Annotated in this window: 23 protein-coding genes; 16 read left to right on the top strand and 7 right to left on the bottom strand. The window is 72.6% G+C overall.

The genetic code is table 11. The features are described from left to right. Positions 1 to 52 precede the first annotated feature (52 nt). The 3 genes from ABZ664_RS19660 to ABZ664_RS19650 all read left to right on the top strand — a co-directional run bounded on the left by ABZ664_RS19660 (position 53) and on the right by ABZ664_RS19650 (position 3,238). Positions 53 to 994 carry a GNAT family N-acetyltransferase gene (locus tag ABZ664_RS19660; RefSeq protein WP_362511342.1) on the top strand — a complete coding sequence of 314 codons (942 nt, stop codon included), beginning with the start codon at positions 53 to 55 and terminating at the stop codon, positions 992 to 994. Between the two features lie 127 nt (positions 995 to 1,121). Next, the gene (gene murQ / locus ABZ664_RS19655; RefSeq protein ID WP_362511339.1) at positions 1,122 to 2,048 is read left to right on the top strand and encodes an N-acetylmuramic acid 6-phosphate etherase; all 927 of its coding nucleotides are present in this window, start codon (positions 1,122 to 1,124) and stop codon (positions 2,046 to 2,048) included. Positions 2,049 to 2,155: 107 nt separating this feature from the next. After that, positions 2,156 to 3,238, top strand: coding sequence for a serine hydrolase domain-containing protein (locus ABZ664_RS19650; protein ID WP_362511336.1), 1,083 nt, complete (start codon positions 2,156 to 2,158; stop codon positions 3,236 to 3,238). Positions 3,239 to 3,303: 65 nt separating this feature from the next. On the opposite strand, the gene ABZ664_RS19645 is transcribed toward ABZ664_RS19650, so the two are convergent. Next, positions 3,304 to 3,795, bottom strand: coding sequence for a MarR family winged helix-turn-helix transcriptional regulator (locus ABZ664_RS19645; RefSeq protein ID WP_362511333.1), 492 nt, complete (start codon positions 3,793 to 3,795; stop codon positions 3,304 to 3,306). Between the two features lie 66 nt (positions 3,796 to 3,861). On the opposite strand from ABZ664_RS19645, the gene ABZ664_RS19640 reads away from it, so the two are divergent. After that, entirely contained in the window at positions 3,862 to 4,959 is a 1,098-nt protein-coding gene (locus ABZ664_RS19640) for a serine hydrolase domain-containing protein (protein ID WP_362511330.1), read from the top strand. A 170-nt stretch (positions 4,960 to 5,129) separates the two neighbouring features. Here ABZ664_RS19640 and ABZ664_RS19635 read toward each other — a convergent pair whose 3' ends face one another. After that, complete coding sequence (locus ABZ664_RS19635) at positions 5,130 to 6,029, bottom strand: MurR/RpiR family transcriptional regulator (protein ID WP_362511327.1); 900 nt, start codon at positions 6,027 to 6,029, stop codon at positions 5,130 to 5,132. A gap of 27 nt (positions 6,030 to 6,056) precedes the next feature. Then, positions 6,057 to 7,562, bottom strand: coding sequence for a glycoside hydrolase family 3 N-terminal domain-containing protein (locus ABZ664_RS19630; RefSeq protein ID WP_362511324.1), 1,506 nt, complete (start codon positions 7,560 to 7,562; stop codon positions 6,057 to 6,059). 277 nt (positions 7,563 to 7,839) lie between these two features. Between ABZ664_RS19630 and ABZ664_RS19625 the strand changes: the two genes are divergently transcribed. The 5 genes from ABZ664_RS19625 (at position 7,840) to ABZ664_RS19605 (ending at position 12,689) form a co-directional block, all read left to right on the top strand. Next, complete coding sequence (locus ABZ664_RS19625; protein ID WP_362511321.1) at positions 7,840 to 9,216, top strand: FAD/NAD(P)-binding protein; 1,377 nt, start codon at positions 7,840 to 7,842, stop codon at positions 9,214 to 9,216. Between the two features lie 240 nt (positions 9,217 to 9,456). Then, a complete protein-coding gene (locus ABZ664_RS19620) occupies positions 9,457 to 10,149 on the top strand; it encodes a DsbA family protein (RefSeq protein WP_362511318.1) in 693 nt (230 codons plus the stop codon). Positions 10,150 to 10,526: 377 nt separating this feature from the next. Then, on the top strand, positions 10,527 to 11,081 hold the full coding sequence (locus tag ABZ664_RS19615; protein WP_362511315.1) for an NAD(P)H-dependent oxidoreductase: 555 nt from the start codon (positions 10,527 to 10,529) through the stop codon (positions 11,079 to 11,081). Positions 11,082 to 11,241: 160 nt separating this feature from the next. Next, on the top strand, positions 11,242 to 11,790 hold the full coding sequence (locus ABZ664_RS19610) for a hypothetical protein (RefSeq protein WP_362511312.1): 549 nt from the start codon (positions 11,242 to 11,244) through the stop codon (positions 11,788 to 11,790). Positions 11,791 to 11,813: 23 nt separating this feature from the next. Continuing rightward, positions 11,814 to 12,689 carry a diacylglycerol kinase family protein gene (locus ABZ664_RS19605; protein ID WP_362511309.1) on the top strand — a complete coding sequence of 292 codons (876 nt, stop codon included), beginning with the start codon at positions 11,814 to 11,816 and terminating at the stop codon, positions 12,687 to 12,689. Between the two features lie 96 nt (positions 12,690 to 12,785). On the opposite strand, the gene pgm is transcribed toward ABZ664_RS19605, so the two are convergent. Further along, a complete protein-coding gene (gene pgm, locus ABZ664_RS19600; RefSeq protein ID WP_362511306.1) occupies positions 12,786 to 14,423 on the bottom strand; it encodes a phosphoglucomutase (alpha-D-glucose-1,6-bisphosphate-dependent) in 1,638 nt (545 codons plus the stop codon). Positions 14,424 to 14,705: 282 nt separating this feature from the next. Here pgm and ABZ664_RS19595 point away from each other — a divergent pair, with 282 nt between their 5' ends. From ABZ664_RS19595 to ABZ664_RS19585, 3 genes are read left to right on the top strand one after another with little or no spacing between them, the layout of a single operon-like run. Further along, positions 14,706 to 15,653 carry an ROK family protein gene (locus ABZ664_RS19595; RefSeq protein ID WP_362511302.1) on the top strand — a complete coding sequence of 316 codons (948 nt, stop codon included), beginning with the start codon at positions 14,706 to 14,708 and terminating at the stop codon, positions 15,651 to 15,653. A gap of 60 nt (positions 15,654 to 15,713) precedes the next feature. Beyond that, positions 15,714 to 16,463: a sugar phosphate isomerase/epimerase gene (locus ABZ664_RS19590; protein WP_362511299.1), complete on the top strand. Its 750-nt coding sequence runs from the start codon at positions 15,714 to 15,716 to the stop codon at positions 16,461 to 16,463. Then, positions 16,460 to 17,563: a Gfo/Idh/MocA family oxidoreductase gene (locus ABZ664_RS19585; protein ID WP_362511296.1), complete on the top strand. Its 1,104-nt coding sequence runs from the start codon at positions 16,460 to 16,462 to the stop codon at positions 17,561 to 17,563. Before ABZ664_RS19590 ends, ABZ664_RS19585 begins: the two co-directional genes overlap by 4 nt. Before the next feature lie 223 nt (positions 17,564 to 17,786). Here ABZ664_RS19585 and ABZ664_RS19580 read toward each other — a convergent pair whose 3' ends face one another. Further along, positions 17,787 to 18,002, bottom strand: coding sequence for a hypothetical protein (locus ABZ664_RS19580; protein WP_362511293.1), 216 nt, complete (start codon positions 18,000 to 18,002; stop codon positions 17,787 to 17,789). 17 nt (positions 18,003 to 18,019) lie between these two features. Here ABZ664_RS19580 and ABZ664_RS19575 point away from each other — a divergent pair, with 17 nt between their 5' ends. Both ABZ664_RS19575 and ABZ664_RS19570 read left to right on the top strand, forming a co-directional pair. After that, complete coding sequence (locus ABZ664_RS19575) at positions 18,020 to 18,655, top strand: hypothetical protein (protein WP_362511289.1); 636 nt, start codon at positions 18,020 to 18,022, stop codon at positions 18,653 to 18,655. A 135-nt stretch (positions 18,656 to 18,790) separates the two neighbouring features. Further along, positions 18,791 to 20,014: an NAD(P)/FAD-dependent oxidoreductase gene (locus ABZ664_RS19570; protein WP_362511286.1), complete on the top strand. Its 1,224-nt coding sequence runs from the start codon at positions 18,791 to 18,793 to the stop codon at positions 20,012 to 20,014. 50 nt (positions 20,015 to 20,064) lie between these two features. Here ABZ664_RS19570 and ABZ664_RS19565 read toward each other — a convergent pair whose 3' ends face one another. Next, positions 20,065 to 20,526 carry a PPOX class F420-dependent oxidoreductase gene (locus tag ABZ664_RS19565; protein ID WP_362511284.1) on the bottom strand — a complete coding sequence of 154 codons (462 nt, stop codon included), beginning with the start codon at positions 20,524 to 20,526 and terminating at the stop codon, positions 20,065 to 20,067. Between the two features lie 213 nt (positions 20,527 to 20,739). On the opposite strand from ABZ664_RS19565, the gene ABZ664_RS19560 reads away from it, so the two are divergent. Further along, a complete protein-coding gene (locus ABZ664_RS19560; protein WP_362511281.1) occupies positions 20,740 to 21,378 on the top strand; it encodes a fasciclin domain-containing protein in 639 nt (212 codons plus the stop codon). Positions 21,379 to 21,771: 393 nt separating this feature from the next. After that, entirely contained in the window at positions 21,772 to 23,412 is a 1,641-nt protein-coding gene (locus ABZ664_RS19555) for an ATP-dependent DNA helicase RecQ (protein WP_362511278.1), read from the top strand. Between the two features lie 70 nt (positions 23,413 to 23,482). Here the strand turns inward: ABZ664_RS19555 and ABZ664_RS19550 are convergent, their stop codons facing one another. Next, a complete protein-coding gene (locus tag ABZ664_RS19550) occupies positions 23,483 to 24,301 on the bottom strand; it encodes an SAM-dependent methyltransferase (protein WP_362511275.1) in 819 nt (272 codons plus the stop codon).

The raw sequence follows: 24,301 nt of genomic DNA, 5'->3' as shown, positions 1-24,301 counted from the left end.
GTGGAGTGTGGGCGAGGCGCCGAGGGCCACTGAGACGTCGAGGAGTCCGGAAGTGCCGGGAATCCGCGAGATATCCGGAACCCGTGCGGCGTCCGAGATCGGCGAGCTGTCCGGAACCCGCGAGCTGTCCGGGATCCGGGAGGCCGTCGCGGCCGACGCGGAGGCGCTCGCGGAGATCGCCGGGGCCGCTCTCACCCATGACGTGGGGGAGTCCGCGAGCCTGGTCGCCCGTCTCGCCACGCCGCCCGCGCACCGCTCCTGGACGGCGCTGGTGACGCGCGGTCTGGACGGTGTGGTGTTCGCCTCGATGTCGGCGCGTGACCCGCGGGCGGGCCATCTCGACCTGCTCGCGGTACGTCCCGAGGCTCGGGGAGCGGGCCTGGGCCGGGCGCTGGTCACCGCGGCCGAGGACTGGCTGCGCGACCGGGGGGCGACCGAGGTGCGCTTCGCCGGTAACCCGCCCTGCTACGCCTGGCCGGGCATCGACGTGCGCTACACCGCGGCGGCCTGCCTGGCCGAGAGCCTCGGCTACGAGCGCTACAACGTCGCCTGGAACATGACCGTCGACCTCGCCGGCGACCTGTCCGTCGACGACGACCTCACGCGGCTGGCGGCCTTGGGGGTCACCGTGCACGCCGTCGCCCCAGGGGACCGCGCCGCCGTGTCGGCCTTCGTCGAGGAGCAGTGGAACGCGAACTGGGCGTGGGAGGCGGAGCAGGCCGCCGGCTGCCACTACGCCGTCAGGGAAGGCGAGATCCTCGGTTTCGCCGCGTGGGGCGCGAGGCCCTCCTGGTTCGGCCCGATGGGCACCGCGCCGGCCGCGCGGGGCCTGGGGGTCGGTCGCGTGCTCGTACGCCGATGTCTCGCCGAGCAGCGGGCCACGGGCATGTCGAGCGCCCAGATCGGCTGGGTGGGGCCGCTGCGCTTCTACGCCAGGACGGTCGGCGCGCACGCCGAGCGGGTCTTCTGGCTCTATCGCCGTGGGCTGTCATGAGGGCCTGGGCACGCCGGGGTGACCCGACGTACGGGTTCCCGCCGGGTACGCGGCCGTAACTTCCTCGCTGTCAGATGATCATCTGGTTGACGGCAGTGAGACAGGACAACTAACGACATGGGACGTCATGAGTGATCAAGTAGCCACGCTGTCCACGCTTTCCACCGAGCAGAGCGATCCGCGCTACAGCCGGATCGACCTGCTCCCCACCGAGCAGGTGGCCAGGCTGATGAACGCCGCGGACACCGCGGTGCCCGCGGCGGTCGCCGAGGCGATTCCGGAGATCTCGGCCGCGGTGGACGCGGTCGTGGCCAGGATGAGGTCGGGTGGCCGCCTGTTCTACGTGGGCGCGGGGACGTCAGGCCGGTTGGCCGTGCTGGACGCCTCGGAATGCCCGCCGACCTTCGGTACCGACCCCGAGCTCGTCCAGGGTGTCATCGCGGGCGGCACCCCCGCGCTGACGCGTTCGGTCGAGGGCGCGGAGGACGACCGGGAGGGGGGAGCGGCAGCTCTGGCGGAACGGGGAGTGGGCGCGCTCGACGCGGTGGTGGGCGTCTCCGCGAGCGGTCGCGCGCCCTTCGTGCTCGGCGCGCTGGCCGAGGCGAGCCGCCGTGGAGCCCTGACCGTGGCCCTGTCGTGCAACGTCGCGACCCCGCTGTCGGCGGCCGCGCGGCATCCCATCGAGGTGATCGTCGGCCCGGAGGTGGTGACCGGCTCCACCAGGCTCAAGGCGGGGACCGCGCAGAAACTGGTCCTCAACATGATCTCCACGATCGCGATGGTCAGGCTGGGCCGTACCTACGGCAACACGATGATCGAGGTGTCGGCGATGAACTCCAAGCTGGCCGACCGGGCGGCCAGAATGGTGAGTGACATCACCGGGGCGGCACTCTCCGCCGCCCGTTCCGCGCTGGAGGCCGCCGGATGGCACGTGAAGGTCGCGGTGCTGATGATCGAGCACGGCCTCGACGCCGACGGTGCCCGGGTCCTGCTGGAGCGGCACGGTGACCATCTCGAGGCGGCGCTGGAGGCTGGACGGGCCAGGGGCGCCTGAACCTCCGGTGGAGGGGAAACCGGCACCGGAGGTGAGACCGGCGCCGGGCGCGGAGTCGGCTTCCTGCGCTGAGCCGGGACCGGGGCCGAGGACCGGAGGCGGGAACAATGTCCGAGCGTGACGAGGGTGCCCGGCTCACCGGGATCCTCGGGGCGGCCGTGCCGCGCGTCTGCTCGGCGGCGGTGGCCGCGATCGCCGTGGGCGGTGTCACGGTGGCCGCCGCCGCGGTGGGGGAGGCCGTGCGCTACTCGTCTGCCTCGGAGGAGCTCGCCGAGGACCGGCCGCCCGCCCTCCGCGACGCGGTCTTCGACCTCGCCTCGATCACCAAGCTCTTCACCACGGCCGTCATCCTGTCGCTGGCCGAGGACGGACTGCTCGGCCTGGACGAGCCCGTCGCGGACCGGTTGCCCGCCTGTTACGGCGGAGCGCCCGAGGTCACCCTGCGGCACCTGCTCACCCACACGGCGGGACTGCCGCCGGGGCGCAGAGCCCACGAGGAGATTCCCGGCGACGGCGAGCAGGTCCGCGCCAGGCGGATGGAAAGGATCCTCTCGACGCCGCCTATCGGTCCCGTGGGTGAGCGCTACCTCTATTCGGACGTCGGTCTGATCACGGCGGGCAGGGTGGCGGAGATCGCCGGCCGGGCCTGCCTGGACGAGCTCGTCCGCGTCCGGGTCATCGATCCGCTGGGCCTGCCCGACACCGGATATCGTCCCGCCGCGTCCCTGCTGCCCCGGATCGTCGCCACCGAGCACAAACCCGAGCGCCCGGGGCCCGGATGCGTGCGTGGCGAGGTCCACGACGAGACCGCGCACGGCCTGGGCGGGGTCGCCGGGCACGCCGGGATCTTCTCCACCGCCGACGACCTCGTACGCTTCGCCGAGGCGTTGCGCACCGGGGGAGCGCCGGTCCTGCGGCCCGGCGCGGTCGCGGAGCTCACCCGCGATCACGGCGTGAGGGGCGCCGACTTCCGCCACGGCCTGGGCGTGCGGATCGGCGATCCCGCGATCGTCGGCCCGCTGGCCGGCGCCTACGGCCACTCAGGCTTCACCGGCACCTCGCTCGTCGTCGATCCCGAACGCGCCCTCACCGTCGTCCTGCTGACCAACAACGTCCACCCCCTGCGTGGCCGCGCTGGCATCCGTGACCTGCGCCACGCGGTCGCCGCCGAGGCCCTGCGCCTGTCCTGAGCTCCCGTGACGAAGCGCGGGGCTCGCGGGCGGGGACGACTCCCGCGGGACGGGGCTGCGAGGACTCACGCGTGGCGGGGCCTGAGGCGGCGGGCGAGGAGCTCGCGCATGGCGCCCGTGTGGTCGGCCAGCCGGTCGAGGGACGACACCAGCTCGTCCGTCGCCGTCTCGCCCAGGACCGCGCGAAGCTCGGCGGTGACGGCGGCGCGCGCCGCACGGCCTGCCTCGACGGCGTCCCTGCCGTGCCCGGTCAGTTCGACGATGCGTGCCCGCTGGTCCTCCGGATCGGCCCTGCGGGTGAGGTAGCCGATCCGCTCCATTTCCGTCACCACCTTGGACGCGCCCTGCGGTGTCATGCCGAGCAGTCCCGCCAGGTCGCTGACGCGGGCCGGGCCGCCCAGCAGGTGCTGGAAGACGTAGCCGTGGACGGTGCGTACCTCGGTGTGGCCCGCCGCGGCCATGCGCCCGCGCACCTCGGCGTCGCAGGCGGCGGCCAGGGCGGTGAAGAGCAGGGAGAGGTCCCCGGCTGCGCCGGGGTCGACCGGGCTTGACGTCACGCGGCCCACCATCCAATACTCAACCATGGTTGCGCAACTAAGGTTTAGTAATCGAAGGAGGAGATCATGTTCTGCGATCCCGCGTTCGCCCCGGTCGTCGAGGCGCTCAGGGAGGGGCTCGGTCCCGGAGGCGCCGCCCTGGCCGTCACCGCGGGCGGCCGTCCTGTCGTGGACGTCTGGTTCGGTACGGTCGACGAGGGCGGCGTTCACCCATGGCGCCGCGACACGGTCGTCAACGTCTTCTCGGTCTCCAAGGGCGTCGTCGCGACCGTGGCCCTGCTGTGCGCGCAGCGCGGGCTTCTCGACCTCGACGCGCCCGTGGCACGCTACTGGCCCGAGTTCGCTTCGGAGGCCACCGTCGCCCAACTGCTCTCCCACCGCGCCGGGTTGCCCGCGGTCCGCTCGCCGCTGCCACCGGGAAGCCTCTACGACTGGTACGCCATGACGGGCGCGCTGGCCGTCGAGGAACCATGGTGGACACCGGGAGAGCGGCACGGATACCACGCGGTCACGTTCGGCTGGCTGGTCGGCGAACTGCTCCGCCGGGTCACCGGCAGAGAGATCCGGGACCTGGTCTCCGGAGAGCTCGGCGTTCCCGACCTCTCGATTGGGCTTCCCCGGAAGGACGCGCACCGGGCGGCGTTCGTGCTCCCGCCGGAAGGCCCGCCCACGCCCACGGATTCCCCGCTGGCCGAGGCGATGACGGACCCCGCCTCGGTCACCGCCAAGGCGTTCCTCAATCCGGCGGACCAGCTCGTACCCGGCCTGCCGAACACCGGGCGCTGGCGCGCCGCCCAGATCCCCGCCGCCAACGGCCACGCCTCCGCCAGAGCCCTGGCGACCCTGTACGGCGGGCTCCTGTCGGGCGATCTCCTCGCCCCCGGGATGCTGGCGCGCGCCACGACGGCGCACAGCGACGGGTTCGACGAGGTCCTGCGCGGCCGGACCCGCTTCGGCCTGGGATACATGCTCCCCAACGAGGTGCGTCCCTTCGCGCCCCGGGCGGAGGCGTTCGGGCACAGCGGGTCGGGCGGCTCGCTCGCCTTCGCCGATCCGGTGGCCGGTGTCGGGTTCGGCTACACGCCGAGCCGCACGATCATCGCCCCCGCCGGCCCCGACCCTCGCTGGCCCCCGATCCTGGAGGCGCTCTACGACTGCCTGTGATCGGGGCGTCCGAGCGCGGGGGGATGGGCCCGGAGCCGGTGAGATCACCGCGCCGTGCCCTGCCGTGACCGGGTGGCACCGGGCGGGCCCGCGTCCTCGTGAGGTGAAACGAGGAGAAGCGGCCGGGAGTGATCCGAATCTGGGCCGGCCCCGTGCGAAGCCGGGACGGGCTAGGAGGGCCTGTTCCGGCGGCGGTAGTCGGTCCTGAAGCCGTCGATGGCGTCTCTGGTGGCCCTCAGGGCCGCGTCGGAGGTCTCGAAGGTGCGCTGGGCGACGCCGACGAAGATGCAGTCGACGATGAGGAGCTGGCTGATCCGGCTGGCCAGGGCGCCCGGCCGGAAGGCGGTCTCCCTGCCCGCCGAGACCAGGACGTGGTCGGCGAGCTCGGCCAGGGAGGAGCGCGGGTTGTTGGTGATCGCCACCGTGGTGGCGCCCGCGCGCCGCGCGACGCGCACGGGCGCGAGCACGTCCGGGGTCTCGCCGGTGCAGCTCACCGCCACCGCGACGTCGTCGTCTCGCACCAGTGCCGCGCTGGTCAGCGCGAGGTGCGCGTCGGTGTAGGCGTGACCCGGCAGGCCGATCCGCATCAGCTTCTGCGCCATGTCGACCGCGACGAGCCCGGAGGCGCCGACCCCGTAGACGTCGACCCTGCGGGCCCCGGCCATCGCCTCCACCACCAGGCCCAGCCGGTCGGGGTTGAGCTGGGCCGCGGTGTCGGCCAGCGCCTCCGACTCGGCCCTCGCCACCTTCGCGATCACGTCGGTCAGCGGGTCGTCGGGGCCGAGGTCGCCGGGAACCAGCCGCTCGGGTTCGTTCCTGGCCACCGCCGCGGCCAGGGCGAAGCGCAGCTGCGAGTATCCGGCGAAGCCCAGGGCCCTCGCGGTGCGCACGATCGTGGCCTCGCTCGTACCGGAGGCCGCGCTGAACTCGGTGATGGTGCTGCGGGCCACGACGCCGGGGTCGTCGAGGATGAGACGCGCGATGGACTGGGCGGCGGGGGTGAGGGAGGGGAGGACAGCCCTCACCGTGGCCACCAGGTTCACGGGGGTGGGGCCGTCGAGGACGTTCATTAAGCGCCTTTCATGTCATAAATCAGCCTATTGGTCACCGGTCAACCAGCGGGCCACGGCGCGGGCCGAAGCCCGGGAGATGCCGTTCGTGGTCACGTACACGGCTCCTGTGGGGTCTCCGGGCATCCCGGTCTCGATCACCACGGTGTCGGGGCGCAGCGCGACGGCCCGCGCCAGCAGCTCGCCGACCCAGGGGTGGCGCCCGGCGTCGTGCACCACCATCACCAGCGGCCGGCTCTCGTCACCCAGGTCGGGCAGCTCGGGTGCCTCCACGGTGACGACGTGGCCGACGGTGCCGGGCAGCAACTCGGCGAAGGCGCCGATGAGACCGGTGAGCGTGCCCGGCTCGACCGCCTCGCTCAGCCGGGGGGCGATGTCGACGACCAACGGCGGCCCGGAGAGCACGGCCGCAGCGGCCGTGGAGGTCACGCGGATGGCCGCTCGAGCGGTTCGCAGGCCGAGCTCCTCGCCCTCGCCCCCCGCGTCCCTGGCGGCGATGCCCGCCGCCCGCGCCCGCGCGGCGGCGTCCGAGGCGTACCAGCCGGACAGGGCGAGGACGCGGGAGGCGGCCTCGGCCAGCCGGTCCTCGCCGAGCCTGCCCTCCCGTACGGCGTCCACGATGGCGTCGCGCAGCTCGTGGACGTTCTCGCCCCCGGGGGAGGAGATGCCCGCGCAGATCGCGTCGGCTCCGGCCGCCAGGGCGCGGACCGCGATCTCCCCTGGCGGATGGAGGGCCGCGACGGCGCGCATCTCGATGGCGTCGGTGACGATCATGCCGGTGAATCCCATCTCCTCGCGGAGCAGGCCGGTGACGATCCTCCGGCTCAACGTCGCGGGATTCTCCGGGTCGAGGGCGGGGATCAGCAGGTGCCCGCACATGACGGCCCTCACCCCCGCGGCCACCGCCGTGCGGAAGGGCGGAAGATCGCGCTCGGCGAGGAGACGCGGGGAGGCGTGCAGGGTCGGCAGGGCGTGGTGGGAGTCGGTGTGGGTGTCGCCGTGGCCGGGGAAGTGCTTGGCGCAGGCGGCGACCCCGGTCCCCTGAAGCCCGGAGATCCAGGCCGCGGTGTGCCGGGAGACCAGCTCCGCATCGGCTCCGAAGGAGCGGACGCCGATCACCGGATTGACCGGGTTGGCGTTGACGTCCGCCACCGGGGCGTAGTCGAGGGTGATGTCGGCCGAGGCGAGGAGGCGGCCGATCTCCTGGGCGACGAGCCGGGTCGCCTCGACGTCGTCGCCCACGCCCAGTGCCCGGTTGCCCGGCCACGAGCTGCCCCGCGAGGCCTGCAGGCGGGTGACGGACCCGCCCTCCTCGTCCACCGCGATCACCGTGGCGGGGTTCTCCGCGCGCAGCCGGGCGACCAGATCGGCGGTGTGGCCGAGGCCGGTGAGGTTGCGGGCGAACAGCACGGTTCCGCCGAGGCCCTCCTCGCCGAGCGCGCGCAGCAGCCACCCGGGCGGCTCGGTGCCATCGAACCCCGGCTGGAGGACGGTCATGGCCAGCCGGGCCAGGTCGGGGCTGCGATGGGGCATGCGGTCACCTTGATCGAGGTAGGCGTCGGGTGGCGGATGGGCGGAGGAAGGTGTCTCAAGGCAGGCTACACAGCAATGATGATTTCCTTCATTTCCAACGCCCCAAAAGTAGTTTTCTGTCATCCGTGCGCGCTCCCGCGTCCCACCAGGGCGGAAGGGAGGGCTCGGTGGCCCCGGGGTCGTGTTCGCCGCCGGAATCGTCAAGATCGCGAATGAGGTGGCCGGTGTTCTCGCTATCCCGTATACCCTGTAGGAATAGTGGGTTATGCTGGACCGCGTGTCAGGTTACCCATCGGTCGCCGTCGTGGGCGGCGGCGCGAGCGGCACGCTGGCGGCGGTCCACCTGCTCCGCGAGGCGCGGGCACGGAACACGCCGCTGGAGGTCGTGCTGATCGACCAGTACGGGCGGTACGCGCTGGGACAGGCGTACTCGACCACCGATCCGCACCACCTCCTCAACGCCTGCGCGAACAAGATGAGCGGGCTGGACGACGACCCCGGCCATTTCCTGCGCTGGGCCCTCGACGACGGGCTGGACGTCTCCGACTCCGACTACCTGCCCAGACAGACGTACGGGCGCTACCTTCGCGACCTGCTGGCCGACGCCGAGGAGTGGCCCGTCCGTGTGGTGCGCAGGGTGAAGGGCACGGTGAGCGCCCTGACCAGGGAGCGGGGGGTGCGGGTCCACCTGGCGGACGGCGGCGGGATCGACGCCGAGGCCGTCGTCCTCGCCCTGGGCAACCGCGCGCAGTCCGCCAGGCCGCCGATCGTGGACGAGAAAAGCCCCGGCTACGTCGCCGACCCGTGGGCGCCGGACGCGCTCTCGGAGATCCGCGACGGCGCGCCGGTGCTCGTGCTGGGGACCGGGCTGACCATGGTGGACGTGGCGGTCAGCGTGACCCGGGCACACCCGGAGACCGTGGTCTACGCGGTGTCGCGGCACGCGCTGCTGCCGCGCCCGCACCCCCGGCCCGTGCCGCCACCGGTCCCGACGCCGGTCCCGGACGGGCCGCTGAGGATCGGTGACCTGCTCCGCGCCGTGCGTCTGGCCGTACGGGACAACGGGGGCGACTGGTACGGCGTGGTCGACGGCCTGCGGCCACAGGCCCAGAGACTGTGGGCCCGGCTCACCCCTGACGACCAGAGGCGGTTCCTGGGCCTGGCCGCCCGCCACTGGGAGGTTCACCGCCACCGGATCCCTCCCCCCACGGCCGCCAGGATCGCCGACCTCAGAGCCGGCGGTCGCCTTCACCTGCTCCGCGGCCGGCTGGTCCGGGCCACCTCCGGCCCTCGCGGGCTGCGCGCCCAGGTGAGCACCGACGGCGCCGTCCGCGAACTCGACGTCGGCTGGCTGGTCAACGCCACAGGGCCCGGCGCCGACATCGCCGGTGATCCCCTCCTCGCCCGCCTCGTCGCCGACGGCGTGGTCCGGCCGGACCGGCTGCGGCTCGGGTTGGACGCCGATCCCGGCGGCGCGGTCCTGGACGCGTCGGGAGACCCGGATGACAGGATCTTCACGCTCGGCCCCCTGCTGCGCGGAAGCCTGTACGAGACGACGGCGATCCCGGAGATCCGCGCCCAGGCGGCGGCCCTCGCACCGCGTCTGGTGGCGGCGATCGCCCCCGCCACCCGGCGCGCCGCGTCGGCCGGTTAGCCCCGCCCCCCGCGGGTGCCGCGTCGTGGCGGGTCGGCGGTCACGGCTGATCCGGCGTGGCGGGCCCACCTCCAGGGGTGATCGGTGGCACGTGCGCGGCACAGGACGGGCGGGATGCCGGCATCCGGCCCCAGGGAACGCCGGCGACGACGGCTCGTGCCCCGGTGCGGTCGGCGAACTTGACCTTCAGCGTGGTTGAGGTCCGATGCTGTGAGGAACTTCCACGGAAAGAGGATTCCGATGAGTGAGGATCTGGTCGACTTCTGGTTCGATCCCGGCTGCCCCTGGGCCTGGATCACCTCCCGCTGGATTCTGGAGGTGCGCGAGGTGCGCCCCATCAGGATCAACTGGCGGGAGATGAGCCTGGCGGTGCTCAACGAGAAGCAGGACATGCCCCAGGAGTACCGCGAGATCGTCGAGCTCGGCCGGGGCACCATACGGGTGTTCGCGGCGGCACGCGCGGCGGCCGGGGACGCCGCCGTCGGTGAGCTCTACACCGCGCTCGGCACCCGCTACCACGGCGAGGACGGCCTGTTCCGGCGCACCCGCGACACGACGCCCGACGGCGGTCTCGCGAGTCTGCGGGCCGCGATGGAGTCGCTGGAGCCGGTGATCGCCGCCGCGCTGGCCGACGCCGGGCTGCCCTCAGAACTGCTCGCCGCGAGGAGCGACGACACCTGGGACGAGGCGATCCACGCCTCGCACTCCCTGGTGCCGGCGGGGGAGCGGAACCAGGCGCTGATCGGCGTCCCGACCATCTCGGTGAACGGGCACGCAGGCCAGTTCGGCCCCGTCGTCAGCGAGGTCCCGACCGGCGAGCGGGCCGGGCGGCTCTGGGACGCGTTCAGGGTGCTCGCCACCGAGGAGGCGTTCTTCGAGCTCAAGCGGGTCACCGACCGGGCGGCTCCCCGCACCTACCCGGGGGCTCCATAGCGCGGGACAGGCCTTTCCTCCAGCGCCCTCGCCGCCCTTGACAGAGAAATAACCTGCTTTTTCGCGAAGGATACGCTTGATCATGTTCGTCCCCCTGCACTGAGGGCAGGCCCCGAGTGTGATGGAGTGTGAGGTTCGCCGGCACCGCCGTCGCCGCGCTGGTTCGCGGAAGCGTGATCGCCGTTCCGGGGTTCGTGAGCGGGGCGGCTCGACCCGTACCACGAGCGGACCTCCCTCTTCGCGTCACGGTGATGTCGAGTAGCGGTTTGTGTCGGTGAGTTCGAGGGAGCGCCCCGCTGACGGCCGCGACCGCGTGACCGAGGGCGGAACCTCTCTCACTCGTAACGTCGCCTTACGGCGACAGGATGGGGCCGGGAATGAGGATCGTTGGGATCGCGGGAAGCCTTCGCCCGGGGGCGTACGTCTGGAGGCTCCTGGAGGCGGCGGCACGGGAACTGCCCGCGACGGTGGACTTCGAGATCTGGCGGGGCCTGGAGCAGGTGCCGCCCTTCGAGGAGGGCGGGCTCCCGCGGCCGGTGTCCGATCTGTGGCACCGCCTCTCCGCCGCGGACGGCGTGCTGATCACCGCGCCGGCGCACAGTGCGCTCCCGGCGCAGCTGGGACACACGCTCGACTGGATCGTCTCCGCGCGGGGTGGCGCGGTCCTGATGGGCAAGCCGGTGGGTGTGGTGACCGCCTGCCCGCGCGCCCACGAGGGAATGTGGACGCAGATCCAGCTGCGCAGGGCGCTCGGCGCGGCGGGCGCGGTGGTCCGGGGCGCGGAACTGGCCGTCTCCACGACCCCCGTCCCGTTCGACGCCGACGGCAGGCTCGCCGACCAGGACTACCGGGCCCGGCTTCGCGACGTGCTGGACGAGGTCTGCTCCCTCTCCCTCGCCGAGACCGGTTCTTTCGGCAGGTCCGCCGTGTGAGGTCCGCCTGACCGCTCGCCGGGCCCTGCCGGGAGCCGGGACCGGTCCCCGGGATCCGCCGTACGGCTCAGATCCTCCGGGCGCCCCTCGGCCCGGGGGGCGCCCCGCCGGAAGGCGAGCGCCCGGTCGCGCCGCACAGGGACGAGGAAGGGAGGCAGCCGTGGGGAGATCCGGCCAGGAGGTGGCGCTGCGGGCTCTCGGCGCGGCGCTCGACGTGCACGCGCCGACGGCCAGACACGGCGTCAGGACGTTTCCCGAGGGCACGCCGTTCCTGTGGCTGACCGTTCCCGGTGCGGGAGGCGCCACCGTCTTCCTCGACGAGCGCCAATGGATCTGCCTGAGCGAGCCCGAGCGCGGCGGGGTGACCGTCCAGCTCGTCGCCGGCGGGGTCGACGACGATCCCGCCCTCGTCGTGGGCCGCATCATGGCCGTCATGACGCCGGTGCCCCGGCCTCCCGGCGGCCGTCTGTCACGCGCGCTGAAGGTGGGGCTGCTCGGTATCGCCGGGGGTGTGGGAGTGGGACTGCTGGCCGCGCTGCTCATGGCGATCCTCGTGGCGGGTAACGGCTACACCTCACAGGAGACGATCCGCGCGGTGTACGTCCTGGCCGTGTTGATCGGTGTCGCGACCGGGTTGTGGGTGTCCCTGCGCTGGTGGCGGATGGGGCGGGACCCGCGTGATCGGGGCTCCGGTGGGCAGGAGCCGTAGGGACGACCACGTGGAGGAACGACATGGCCCAGCTGCTGGCGATCTACAACGAGAGCGCGGGGAGCGCCGACGAGAAGGCCAGGACCGCCGCACTCGAAACGCTGCGCGGCGGTGGCGCCGACGTGATCGAGGCGCCCGCAGGGAAGAAGGACCTGGACGAGATGCTCGACTCCTGTCCGGGCAGGGACGTGGTCGTGCTGGGCGGCGACGGCACGTTGCACGTGGTGGTCGCCGCCCTGCACCGGCGCGGCGAACTGGAGGCCCGCACGGTGGGGCTCGTCCCGCTGGGCACCGGCAACGACTTCGCTCGCGGCCTGGGCGTCCCGCTGGACCCGCCGGTCGCCGCCCGCGTCGTGCTCGCGGGCCGGCCCCAGCCACTCGACCTGCTGGTGGACGACGAGGACGGGGTCGTCGTCAACATGGTCCACCTCGGCATCGGCGCCGAGGCGTCCGAGGACGCGACGCCGCTCAAGCCGGTGCTCGGGCGGCTCGCCTACGCGGCGGGAGCGCTGCTCGCCGGTGTGCGAAGCCCCGGCTGGCGGCTGCGCGTCACGGTGGACGGCCGCTCCGTCGGCGATGGGCGCCGGGTGCTCATGGTGGGGATCGGCAACGGCCTCACCATCGGCGGCGGCACCCCGCTGGCTCCCCGGGCCAGGCCTGACGACGGCATGGCCGACGTCGTCGTCTCGCTGACGACCGGACCGCTGGACAGGCTCGCCTACGCCCTCCGGCTTCGCAGGGGAACCCATCCCGGCCTGCGCGACGTGATCACCATCCGTGGCAGGGAGGTGACCGTGGAGGGCGACTCCGTCCCGGTGAACGCCGACGGCGAGCTGACGGGACGGATCACCCGGCGCCGTTGGACGGTCCTGCCCGCCGCCTGGCGCATGTTCACCTGAGGCCGCGCCCGCTTTCGTCCAAGGACACCCGCCGGGAGCGGGCCGCCCGGCGGGTGCCTGCCCTCGGGCGCACCCGCCGGGCGTGCGTCGTCGCCGTCAGCCCAGGGAAGCCGAGACCAGGTCGCGCGCCTCCTGCTGCACCCGCTTCAGGTGCTCGGGGCCCTTGAAGGACTCGGCGTAGATCTTGTACACGTCCTCGGTGCCCGAGGGGCGGGCGGCGAACCAGGCGTTCTCGGTGGAGACCTTGAGCCCGCCGAGGGCCGCGCCGTTGCCGGGGGTCGAGGTCAGCACCTGGGTGATCTCCTCGCCGGCGAGGCTGCCCGCGGTGACCTGTTCGGCCGAGAGCCTGGCGAGCACCGCCTTCTCCTCCCGGGTCGCGGGGGCGTCGACGCGGGCGTAGGCGGGGTCGCCGAACCTGGACACCAGGTCGCCGTAGTGCTCGCTCGGTGAACGGCCCGTGGTCGCGATGATCTCCGAGGCGAGCAGCGCCAGAATGAGGCCGTCCTTGTCGGTGGTCCACACCGAGCCGTCGCGTCGCAGGAACGACGCCCCGGCGCTCTCCTCGCCACCGAAGCCCAGCGAGCCGTCCAGCAGGCCCGGCACGAACCACTTGAACCCGACGGGGACCTCCATCAGCGGCCTGCCCAGGTCGGCGGCCACCCGGTCGATCATGCCGCTGCTCACCAGCGTCTTGCCGACCCCGGCACCGGCGGGCCAGCCTGGCCGGTGGGAGTAGAGGTAGGAGATCGCCACGGCGAGGTAGTGGTTGGGGTTCATCAGCCCCCCGTCGGGCGTGACGATGCCGTGCCGGTCGGCGTCGGCGTCGTTGCCCGTGGAGACGTCGAAGGCGTCACGGTTGGCGATGAGCGAGGCCATCGCGTACGGCGACGAGCAGTCCATCCGGATCTTGCCGTCCCAGTCCAGCGTCATGAACCGCCACGTCGGGTCGGTGAGCGGGTTGATCACCGTCAGGTCCAGCCGGTGCCGCTCGGCGATCTCCCCCCAGTACGCGACGCTCGCCCCGCCCAGCGGGTCGGCGCCGACGCGCACCCCCGCCTCCCGGACAGCGTCGAGATCCAGCACCGAGGGCAGGTCGTCCACGTAGTGGCCGAGGAAGTCGTACCGGCCGGTCGTGTCGGCGGCCAGCGCCCGGGTGTACGGGACCCGCCTGACCTCCTTCAGCCCGTCGGCGATCAGCGCGTTGGCCCTGTCCTGGATCCAGGAGGTGGCGTCGGTGTCGGCGGGGCCGCCGTGCGGCGGGTTGTACTTGAAGCCGCCGTCGCCGGGCGGGTTGTGCGAGGGGGTCACCACCACGCCGTCGGCACGCGCCGAGGAACGTCCCCGGTTGTGGGCCAGGATCGCGTGGGAGACCGCGGGGGTCGGGGTGTAGCCGTCCCGGCTGTCGATCATGACTGTCACCCCGTTGGCCGCGAAGACCTCCAGCGCCGACACACTGGCCGGTTCCGACAGCGCGTGGCTGTCGGCGCCCAGGAACAGCGGGCCGTCGACCCCCTGCGCGGCCCGGTACTCCACGATGGCCTGGCTGGTCGCGAGGATGTGGTCCTCGTTGAAGGCGACGTTCAGCGAGGAGCCCCGGTGTCCCGACGTCCCGAACGCCACCCGCTGGCCGATCTCACCCGGGTCGGGATGCAGGGCGTAGTAAGAGGTCACCAGGCGGGCCACGTCGACCAGATCGGACGGCCTGGCGGGCTGTCCCGCGTGTTCGTGCGTCATCGCAGTCTCCTCACATCACACCTGGGCTAACCGTATCTGCCCTTAAATCGGATAAGGCTGCACAACTCATGAGGGCTTGGGGTGAACCGGTGGCTCTGTGCTCCCCGCATACCGTTGACAACGTTGTCATTGCCGTCGTACCTTCAGCCTGTTTGCCCGGTCACTTGGGAAAAGTACCCTTTGTGTCATCGATCACCGGAGGATCCCCTTGCACAGCCGCGCGGTGGCACCGATGGTCATCTGCCCTCCAGCCGCGCTCCGGCATGCCGGGCGGGCCGGCCGGTGACCGCTCTCGCGATCGACATCGGAGGCACCAAGTTCGCCGCGGCGCTGGTCAGGCCGGACGGGACCGTGACACGCAGGGTGGAGGTGCCGGTCGGCCGGGACCCCGAGGCGACACTGGTCTCGCTCGTCCACGACATCCGTGGTACCCGGGACATCCGCCCCGCAGACACCGCCGGTGGCGTCGACGACACCGGCGCCGGGGATCCGGTCGGGATCGGGATCGGCTCCGCGGGCCCCCTCGACGCCGTCGCCGGTACGGTCAGCCCGGTCAACATCCCCGCCTGGCGAGGCTTCCCCCTGGTCGGTGCGGTGAGCGAGCTCCTTCCCGGCCTTCCCGTCGCGCTCGCGGGGGACGCGCAGTGCATGGCACTGGGGGAGTGGTGGCGGGGCGGGCACTCGCGCTCCCGCGCCCTGCTGGGCATCGTGGTGTCCACCGGTGTGGGCGGGGGCCTCGTCCTCGACGGGACGCCGTACGTGGGACCCACAGGAAACGCCGGACACATCGGGCACATCATCGTGGACCGCGACGGAGAGCTCTGCCCCTGCGGGGCGACCGGTTGCCTGGAGACGATCGCGAGCGGCCCGAGCATGGTCCGCTGGGCGCTGGCGAACGGCTGGAGCGCTCCCGGCGCGCATCCGGACGCCCGCGCGCTCTCGGCCGACGCCGCGCGCGGGGTGCCCGCCGCCCAGCTGGCCTTCCAGCGGGCCGCCGACGCGCTGGCCGTGGCGATCCTCACCACGGCGGCGCTCTTCGACATCGACGACGTCGTCATCGGGGGCGGCGTGTCCGGGTCGGGAGAGACCCTGCTCGCCCCGCTGCGCCAGGCGGTCGCCAAACGGGCGGGCCTCGCCTTCCTGCGCCGCCTGACCGTCGAACGGACCTCCCTGGAACGCGACGCCGGCCTGTACGGCGCCGCGGCCCTGGTACTCCCCGTCGCGGGGTAGGAAGCCGCGTTCTCTCCTTCGCCCGCAGGCGAAGGTGTCCTCCACGCCTAAGGAGAACTGATGAGCTCACTCGCCGTCCAGCTGTACTCCGTACGCGAACAGGCGGCCGTCGATCGCCGCGCCGTGCTGCGCCGCATCGCCGGCATGGGGTACGACGCGGTCGAGCCGTTCGACGCGCATCTCGATCCGGGAGGTCTTCGCGAGGATCTGGAGGAGGCCGGGCTCTCGGTGTGCAGCGTTCACGCCCCGCTCCTCGACGAGCGGCGCGCGTCCTCGCTCGCCGGGGCCGTCGCGGTCGGCGCGCGGACCGTCATCGTGCCCGCCGCCCCCGCCGAGTGGTTCGCCGACAGGGAGGGGGTCGAGCTGGCGGCGAGGAACATCGGCGAGGCGGCCCGTGAGGCCGCCGACCACGGGCTACGGCTCGGATACCACAACCACTGGTGGGAACTGGAGCAACGGGTGGACGGCCGTCCCGCGCTGGAGGTGCTGGCGGAACTGCTGGACCCCTCGGTGCTGCTGGAGGTCGACCTCTACTGGGCGGCGACCGGCGGGGTCGACCCCTCGGGGCTGCTGACCCGGCTGGGCGAGCGGGTGAGCCACCTGCACGTCAAGGACGGCCCCGCCACCCAGGAGGGCCCGATGACCGCGGTCGGCGCCGGCCAGGTGCCCATCGTGGACGCGCTGAACACCGCGCCGGACGCGGTGCGGATCGTGGAGCTCGACCACTGCGCCACCGACATGCTCCAGGCGCTGGACGACAGTCACGTCTACCTGACCGGTCTCGTCGCCGCCGGGCGGGTGAGCGCATGACCGGCCCGCTCGGGGTGGCGATCGTCGGGTGCGGCAACATCAGCCACCAGTACCTGGGTAACCTCACCTCCTTCCCCGGCGTGCGCGTGGTGGCGTGCGCCGACCTGGACCTGGCCCGCGCCGAGGAGGTCGCCGCGCGCTACGGCGTGCCGGTGGCGACCTCCCCGCAGGAAGCGATCTCGCACCCCGACGTGGAACTGGTGGTCAACCTCACGATCCCGGCCGCGCATGCCGAGGTGGCGCTCGCCGCCGTCCTGGCCGGGCGACACGTCTACAACGAGAAGCCGTTCACCGTGGACAGGGAGTCCGGCGCGCGGCTCGTCGAGGCCGCCACCGCGGCGGGGGTGCTCCTGGGCAGCGCCCCCGACACCTTCCTGGGCGCGGGGCTGCAGACCGCGGCCAGGCTCGTCTCCGAGGGGGCCATCGGCACCCCGCTCACCGCCCTCACCCTGTTCCAGACACCGGGTCCCGAGGTCTGGCACCCAAACCCCGAGTTCTTCTTCCAGCCCGGGGCCGGGCCGTTGTTCGACATGGGTCCCTACTACCTGACGACCCTGGTGACCCTCTTCGGCCCGGTGGCGCGGGTGGCCGCGGTCAGCCGCAGGGCGAGGGACGAGCGGGTCGTCGGCTCCGGCCCCAAGGCGGGGACGCGTGTTCCCGTGGCGGTGCCCACCCACACGACCGCGCTCCTGGAGTTCGCCGCGGGGCAGGCCGCCACGCTCGTCTTCAGCTTCGACTCGCCGCTGGGCCGCACCGGGTTCGTCGAGATCACCGGTACCGAGGCGACCATGGAGGTGCCCGATCCCAACACCTTCGGCGGTGAGGTCCGGCTGCGCCGGGCCGCCGACGAGGAGTGGACGCCGGTTCCCATCAAGGGCACCGAGGCCGGTCGCGGCCTGGGCGTGCTCGACATGGCCCAGGCCATCCGCGAGGGAAGGCCGCACCGGACCACCGGCGAGCTCGGCCTGCACGTCCTCGACACGATGATCGCCATCGCGGAGTCCGCGGAGCGGGGCGAGTTCGTGGAGGTCGGCAGCACCTGCCCGGTGCCCGTACCGCTGCCCGAGGGATGGGACCCGGCCGCGATCCGTTTCGACTGACGGCCGCAGGGCGGGGGCGGGCCGTCTCGCGGCCCGCCCCCGCGCGCGACTCGCCCGGGAAACGGCCCTCAGGGGCGACGGCGACGACGGTTCGCCCTCGCATGACGCGCCCGAGCCGCTGCCGGACACCTGGGGCACGGCAGCGACTCAGGCGCGTCGCTGCCGGGGCTCCAGGTGTCCGGTCCGGTCGGCGGGAAGGGGGCCGTCAGGACAGGGCTCGGAGTCAGGGCGCCTGGTCGGCGGGGCCGACGGCCCTGGGGACCGGCTCGGAGGAATCCCGGGAGAGCTCACCGGGGGACTCCTCCAGGCGGGCGCGAAGGCGGGCGCGGATCTCTTCCGGGGTGTACGCCTGCCGGCGGCGCTCGGCCCGCGCGATCACGACCCCCGTGGCCGCGACGCCCGCCACACCCGCCAGACCGAGTATCTTCCACCATCGCATGTGCCTACGCTATCGGAATGTCCGGCAAGAGCATCAGCCTCGATGAGGCCGTCAACCTGACCCGCACCGGCGACGTGTGGCTGTTCCGCGGTCGAACGGTGCCCGATCGAGCGATCCAGACCATGACGAACAGCCCCGTCAACCACGTCGGCATGTCGGTCGTCATCGACGACATGCCGCCCCTGATGTGGCACGCCGAACTGGGTCGCTCCCTGCCCGACCTGTGGTCGGGAACCCACCAGCGCGGCGTCCAGCTGCACGACCTGCGCGAGGCGGTGACGGTCTGGGCCACCAGATACGGCCAGCGCGGCTGGCTGAGGCAGCTGGAGCCGCAGGCACCCCGCGAGATGGAGGACGCCGTCCTGCGCACCGTCGCCCGGCTGGACGGCACGCCCTTCCCTTCGACGGCCAGGCTCGCCGGCCGCTGGATGAAGGGGCGGGTGCCCAAGATCTTCAAGCGGGGCGCCGAGGAGAGCGCCCTGGAGAGCGCCTACTGCGCGGAGGTCGTCGCGGTCACCTACGAGGCCATGGGACTGCTGCCCGGAGGGCGGCGGCCGAACTGGTACGACCCCGGCCGTTTCTGGAGCGGTGACGACCTGGAACTGACCGGAGGTTTCCGGCTCGGGGGAGAGATCACCGTGAAGCTGGGGTAGGTCGTACGACGAACGGATCGGCGGGCGCAACCCCCGGCACCCGCCGCTCGAAGACAAGGATGGCGGATTCCCTCACCCGAGGGGTTCCACGGACCCCTGAGGTTTCGTGCCGCCGTCGCCTTGAGGGGGTGCGTCATGCCGGACACGGTGGTGATCGTCGGTGCGGGTCTCGCCGGTCTGGCATGCGCCCTGCGGCTGCGTTCGGCGGGGATGGAGGTCCGCGTCGTCGAGGCGGCGGACGAGGCGGGCGGCCGGGTGCGCACCGACGTCGTGGACGGCTTCCGGCTGGACCGCGGCTTCCAGGTCTTCAACACCGCCTACCCGGAGGCCGCGCGGGTCCTCGACGTCGGGGCTCTGGACCTGCGCCCGATCCCGTCCGGCCTGATCTCCTTCGAGAGGGGGCGGCGGGAGCGGTTCATGCTGCCCTGGCGCCATCCGGGCCAGGCGCTCAGCGGGCTCCTCGCCGACGTGGGCTCCCCGCGTGACAAGGCGGCCCTGGCGGCGCTGACCGCACGGGACCTCCTGCTGCCGGTGAGCCGGTTGCGCGACGGGCGCGAACGCACCACGCGCGAGGAACTGCGGCACTGGGGCGTCTCACCGAGGATGGTCGAGAAACTGATCCGCCCGTTCCTTTCCGGTGTCGTCCTGGAGCGGGAACTGGAGACCTCCAGCCGTTTCTTCCACCTCATCTGGCGCGCCTTCGCCCGGGGAACGGTCGGGGTGCCCGCGCTCGGCATGGGAGAGATCACCCGACAGCTCGCCGGACGCCTTCCTCCGGGGGCGCTCGCGCTGGAGACCCCGGTCCTCGCCGTGACCGAGGAGGGGGTGGAGACGGCCGGGGGCGAGACGATCCAGGCCCGCGCGGTGGTGGTGGCCACCGATCCCGCCATGGCCGCCGCACTCTATCCGGGGCTGGAGACTCCGGCGATGCGCTCGGTGACGACCTTCTACCACGTGGCCTCCCGCTCGCCCATGGACGACCCCACGCAGATCGTCGACGCGGAGGGCCACATCACCGACACCCTGGTCATCAGCGACGCCGCGCCCGCGTACGCGCCGCCGGGCCGGGCGTTGGTCTCCACGTCGGTGCTGGGAGTCCTCTCCGACGCGGACGAGCCCCGGGTCAGGGCACGGCTTTCACAGATCTACGGGACGGACACCTCGAACTGGGACCATCTGGCGACGTACGCCGTCAAGGAGGCGCTGCCCGCGATGGTGCCGCCGTTCTCGTTGCGACGCCCGGTGCGCTTCGCGCCGGGCCGCTACGTCTGCGGAGACCACCGCGACACCGGCTCGCAGCAGGGAGCCCTGGTCTCGGGGCGCAGGGCGGCCGACGCCGTCCTGGCCGACCTGGGGTGATCCTTGGAGGTCGTCTCCTGGCCGGCGGACCGGTCCGGGCGCCAGGCCCCTCAGGCCAACCGGGCGGGGAAGCCGCCGGTGGCGATGGGGCCCCAGCGCTCCGGGGTGACGCGCAACAGCGACTTGCCCTGCCGTGTCATCGCCGCTCGATACTCGTCCCAGTCGGGGTGCTCACCCGAGATGGACCGGTAGTAGTCGACCAGCGGTTCGAGGGCCTCCGGCAGGTCGAGGACCTCGGCCGTGCCGTCCACCTGCACCCAGGGGCCGTCGAAGTCGTCCGACAGGACCACGACGCTCACCCGCGGGTCGCGGCGGGCGTTGGAGGTCTTGGCGCGCTCGGGGTAGGTGGACACCACGATGCGGCCCTCGGCGTCGACGCCGCAGGTCACCGGGGACGCCTGTGGCCTGCCGTCGCGCCGCGCGGTGATGACCAGCGCACGGTGGCGGCCACGGAGGAAATCCAGCAGCCGGTCGCGGGAGACGACCTCGTTGGTTGCGATCTTCGGGCTCATGATTCCCACTCTACGGGGGGATGCGGAGGGCCTTGATTAACGCCCTGTCGAGCGGAAAATAGCTATCTCTCTCGGGAGATATGTGGTCAAGAGTCCTCTAGTGGGGCATTTAGCCTCAAATCTCAGGGAATTGATCTCCAATACAGGACATGAGTGGCTCGGGAACCCGCCGACGGACCCGGATGGCTCATCCGCCCAATCAAGGAGAAAACCGTGAAGCAGAAGTCTCTTCTGGCATCGGCCCTGACCGTACTCGCCCTGACCGCGGCCCCCGCCGCGCAGGCGGTCGCCGCCCCCGGGTGGATCACCTCTCCCACACCGGTCCCGACAGACTCGACCATGCCCACCGAGGGCGCCTCGCCCGAGCCCTCGGGCATGATGACGGAGCCGTTCGGCCCCGGGTGCGCGTCCCTGCCCGCCGAGGGCGAGGGCAGCCTCAGCGCGATGGCCTCGCAGCCGGTCGCCACCGCCGCCGCCTCCAACCCCTCCCTGTCCACGCTGGCCCAGGCGATCGAGCAGGCCGGCCTGACCGAGACACTCAACTCCGCCAAGGACATCACGGTGTTCGCACCCACCAACGAGGCGTTCGCCAAGATTCCGAAGGACAAGCTCGACAAGCTCCTGGCCGACAAGGCGGAGCTGACCAAGGTCCTGACCCACCACGTCGTCGAGGGGAAGAAGACCCCCCAGGACCTGACGACCGGCACGCTGACCACGATGCAGGGAGGGACGCTGACCGTCACGGGCTCCGGTGAGGACTTCACCGTCGACGACGCCAAGGTCCTCTGCGGCAACATCCAGACCTCCAACGCCGTCGTCTACCTCGTCGACACGGTGCTCATGCCGAAGTGACCGCGGCGAAAGCGGTGAACACGCGGCGGTCGTGACGGCCGTCGCGGTCACGACGACCGCGACGGCCGTTCACGATGCCGGCGGCCTCCGTGCCCCGGCGCTCCGAACCGCGACCTGGCCCGCGGTGACCCGGCAGGCCGGCCGAGCCGCGACGCGGCAGGCGTGGTGGCCTGACACGGCGGACCGGGGTGACCCGGTGGGCCGAGCCGTGACCTGACGGCTGACAGCCGGGCCGCGATCCGGCCGAGGGAGGGGTGCCCGCGATGGGGCGCCCCTTATCGGCGTCTCCCGCTTACCGTCCCTCCCGCGCCCTCCTTCGATCAACGGGGCATCGCGCGACTAGTGCCCCGATCCGCGGGTACCTGGCCGTCACACGGCGGGAAGGCGGAGGGCATGAGCATCAAGGACAGGTTCGGGCCGAGGGCGCGGAAGCTGCGTGCCGTGGCCCGCAAGGTCTTCGGCTGGCGTGACCTGCGCCCCGGGCAGCTCGACGCCATGCGTCACCTGCTCGCCGGGGGCGACGCCCTCGTGGTCATGCCCACCGGCAGCGGTAAGTCGGCCGTCTACCAGGTGCCGGCACTGCTGCTCGACGGGCCCACCGTCGTCGTCTCGCCGCTCATCGCCCTCCAGCGTGACCAGGTCGCCGGGCTGGCCGAGGCCGACGCGGGCGGGGCGGTCGCGGTCAACTCCGCCCAGTCCGGTGGCGAGGCGTCCCTGGAGGCCGTACGCGCGGGCGCGGCCGAGTTCGTCTTCCTCTCACCCGAGCAACTCGCGAAGCCGGAGACGGTCGAGCGGCTGCGCGCCGCGCGTCCCTCGCTGATCGCCGTGGACGAGGCGCACTGTGTGTCGGCGTGGGGCCACGACTTCCGGCCCGACTACCTGAGGCTGGGCCAGGTCATCGAGCAGCTGGGGCATCCGCCGGTGGTGGCGCTGACCGCCACGGCCGCCCCCGCGGTACGCGACGAGATCGTCACCGCCCTCGGCCTGAGGAACGTCCGCCAGATCGTGCGGGGTTTCGACCGGCCCAACATCGACCTACAGGTGCGCCGCTTCGTCACCCAGGAGGACCTGAGGCGGGCGCTGGTGGAGGACGCGGCGTCCCGCTCAGGACTCGGGCTGGTCTACGTCGCCACCCGCCGCGCCGCCGAGGAGTACGCCACCGCGCTGCGCGAGGCCGGTCGCAGGGCCGAGGCGTACCACGCGGGGATGAAGGCGGCCGAGCGGCACAGGATCCACGAGATGTTCCGCGACGACGAGCTGGACGTCGTGGTCGCGACCTCGGCGTTCGGCATGGGCATCGACAAGCCGGACGTGCGGTTCGTGCTGCACGCCGCCCCGCCGGAGTCGCCGGACTCCTACTACCAGGAGATCGGCCGGGCCGGGCGGGACGGCGAGCCCGCCGCCGCGGTGCTCTTCTACCGTTCCGAGGACCTCGGGCTGCGCAGGTTCTTCGCCGGGGGACGTGCCGACGAGGAGCTGCTGCTGCGGGTCGCCACGCTGGTGTACGAGCACGGCGGCACCGTACCCGCGGGCGAGATGCGGGCCCTGCTCGACGTCGGCGCCACCCGGCTCACCCGGCTGGTCAACCTGCTGGAGCGGGCGAACGCGATCGAGGTCACCGGCGAGGGCGACCTGCGCCGGGTGTCCGGCGGTCCCGAGCCCGAGGCGGCCACGGCGCGCGCCGTCGAGCTGGACGACACCCGGCGTCGCATCGACGACTCCAGGATCGACATGATGCGCGCGTACGCGGAGACCACGGGCTGCCGCCGCCGCTTCCTGCTCGAATACTTCGGCGAGCCGCGCGAGCACGGCTGCGAGGCCTGCGACACCTGCCGTGCGGGCCTGCCCCAGGAGCCGGAGGCCGCGGACGAGGGGCCCTTCGCGATGCACGCCAGGGTGCGGCACAGCGCCTGGGGGCCGGGGATGGTGATGAGCAGGGAGAGCGACCGGATCACCGTGCTGTTCGACGAGGTCGGCTACAAGACGCTCTCGCTGGAGGCCGTGGAACGCGACGACCTCCTGGTCGCGGGTTAGGTCCTCCTGTCGGAATCTCCTGGAGGCGGGCGGGAGGGATCCGCCGGTCGCGTGCGGGGGGCGGTGCTCGTCAGTCCTTGACCTTGCGGGCCACCCCGCCCATCGTCCACGTCCTGTCGCGGCCCTGCGCGGTGAGCGGGTTGTCGGGGTGCCAGTGGCGTATGTAGACCAGGCCGGGGTCGACCAGTTCCAGCCCGTCGAAGAAGCGCAGCACCTGATCGCTCCGCCGAGAGGCGTCCTCGGTGCGGCCGAGGACCCGCTGGAAGATCTCGACCAGCGGGCCCTTGGCCTCCGGTCGCGTGTCGAAGACGACGTGGCCGATGCCGAAGTGGCTGCCGACCGGCACCGCGTCGCGAAGGATGGCCACGCTCTTGTGCGGGTCGTCCTCGTCGGGGATGAACTGCAGGGCCGACAGGATCAGGACGGCCACCGGTAGCTCCAGGTCGACCAGACGCAGTAGTTCCGGGTCGGTGAGCAGCTCGCGGGGGTGCAGGACGTCACCCTCGACGGCGGTGGTGTACGGGTTGGTGGCGAGCGTGGCGCGGGCGTGGGAGAGCACCACGGGGTCGTTGGAGACGTAGACCACGCGCGTGTCGGGCGCGATCTCCTGGGCCACCTGGTGGACGTTGCGGCGGCTGGGCAGACCGGCGCCGATGACGACGAACTGGGTCATGCCTCGCTCGACGAGATATCGCACCATCCGGCGCAGGAAGGCCTGGGCCTCGTGCGTCATGGTCCTGATCTCGGGCGCGATGGCGAGCACTTCCTCGGCCGCCTTGCGGTCGGCGGCGAAGTTGTCCTTCCCGCCGAGGAAGTAGTCGTTCATTCTGGCGATGTTGGGAACGCTGGTGTCCAGGCCTGCCCCCGGCCGCCGGGACGTGTCGTTCAA

Source organism: Streptosporangium sp. NPDC006930 (genome assembly GCF_040635605.1).
In the GTDB taxonomy this organism is placed as follows: Bacteria; Actinomycetota; Actinomycetes; order Streptosporangiales; family Streptosporangiaceae; genus Streptosporangium.
Note: the sequence above shows the minus strand (reverse complement) of the source record. Positions and strands in the feature narration are given on the sequence as shown.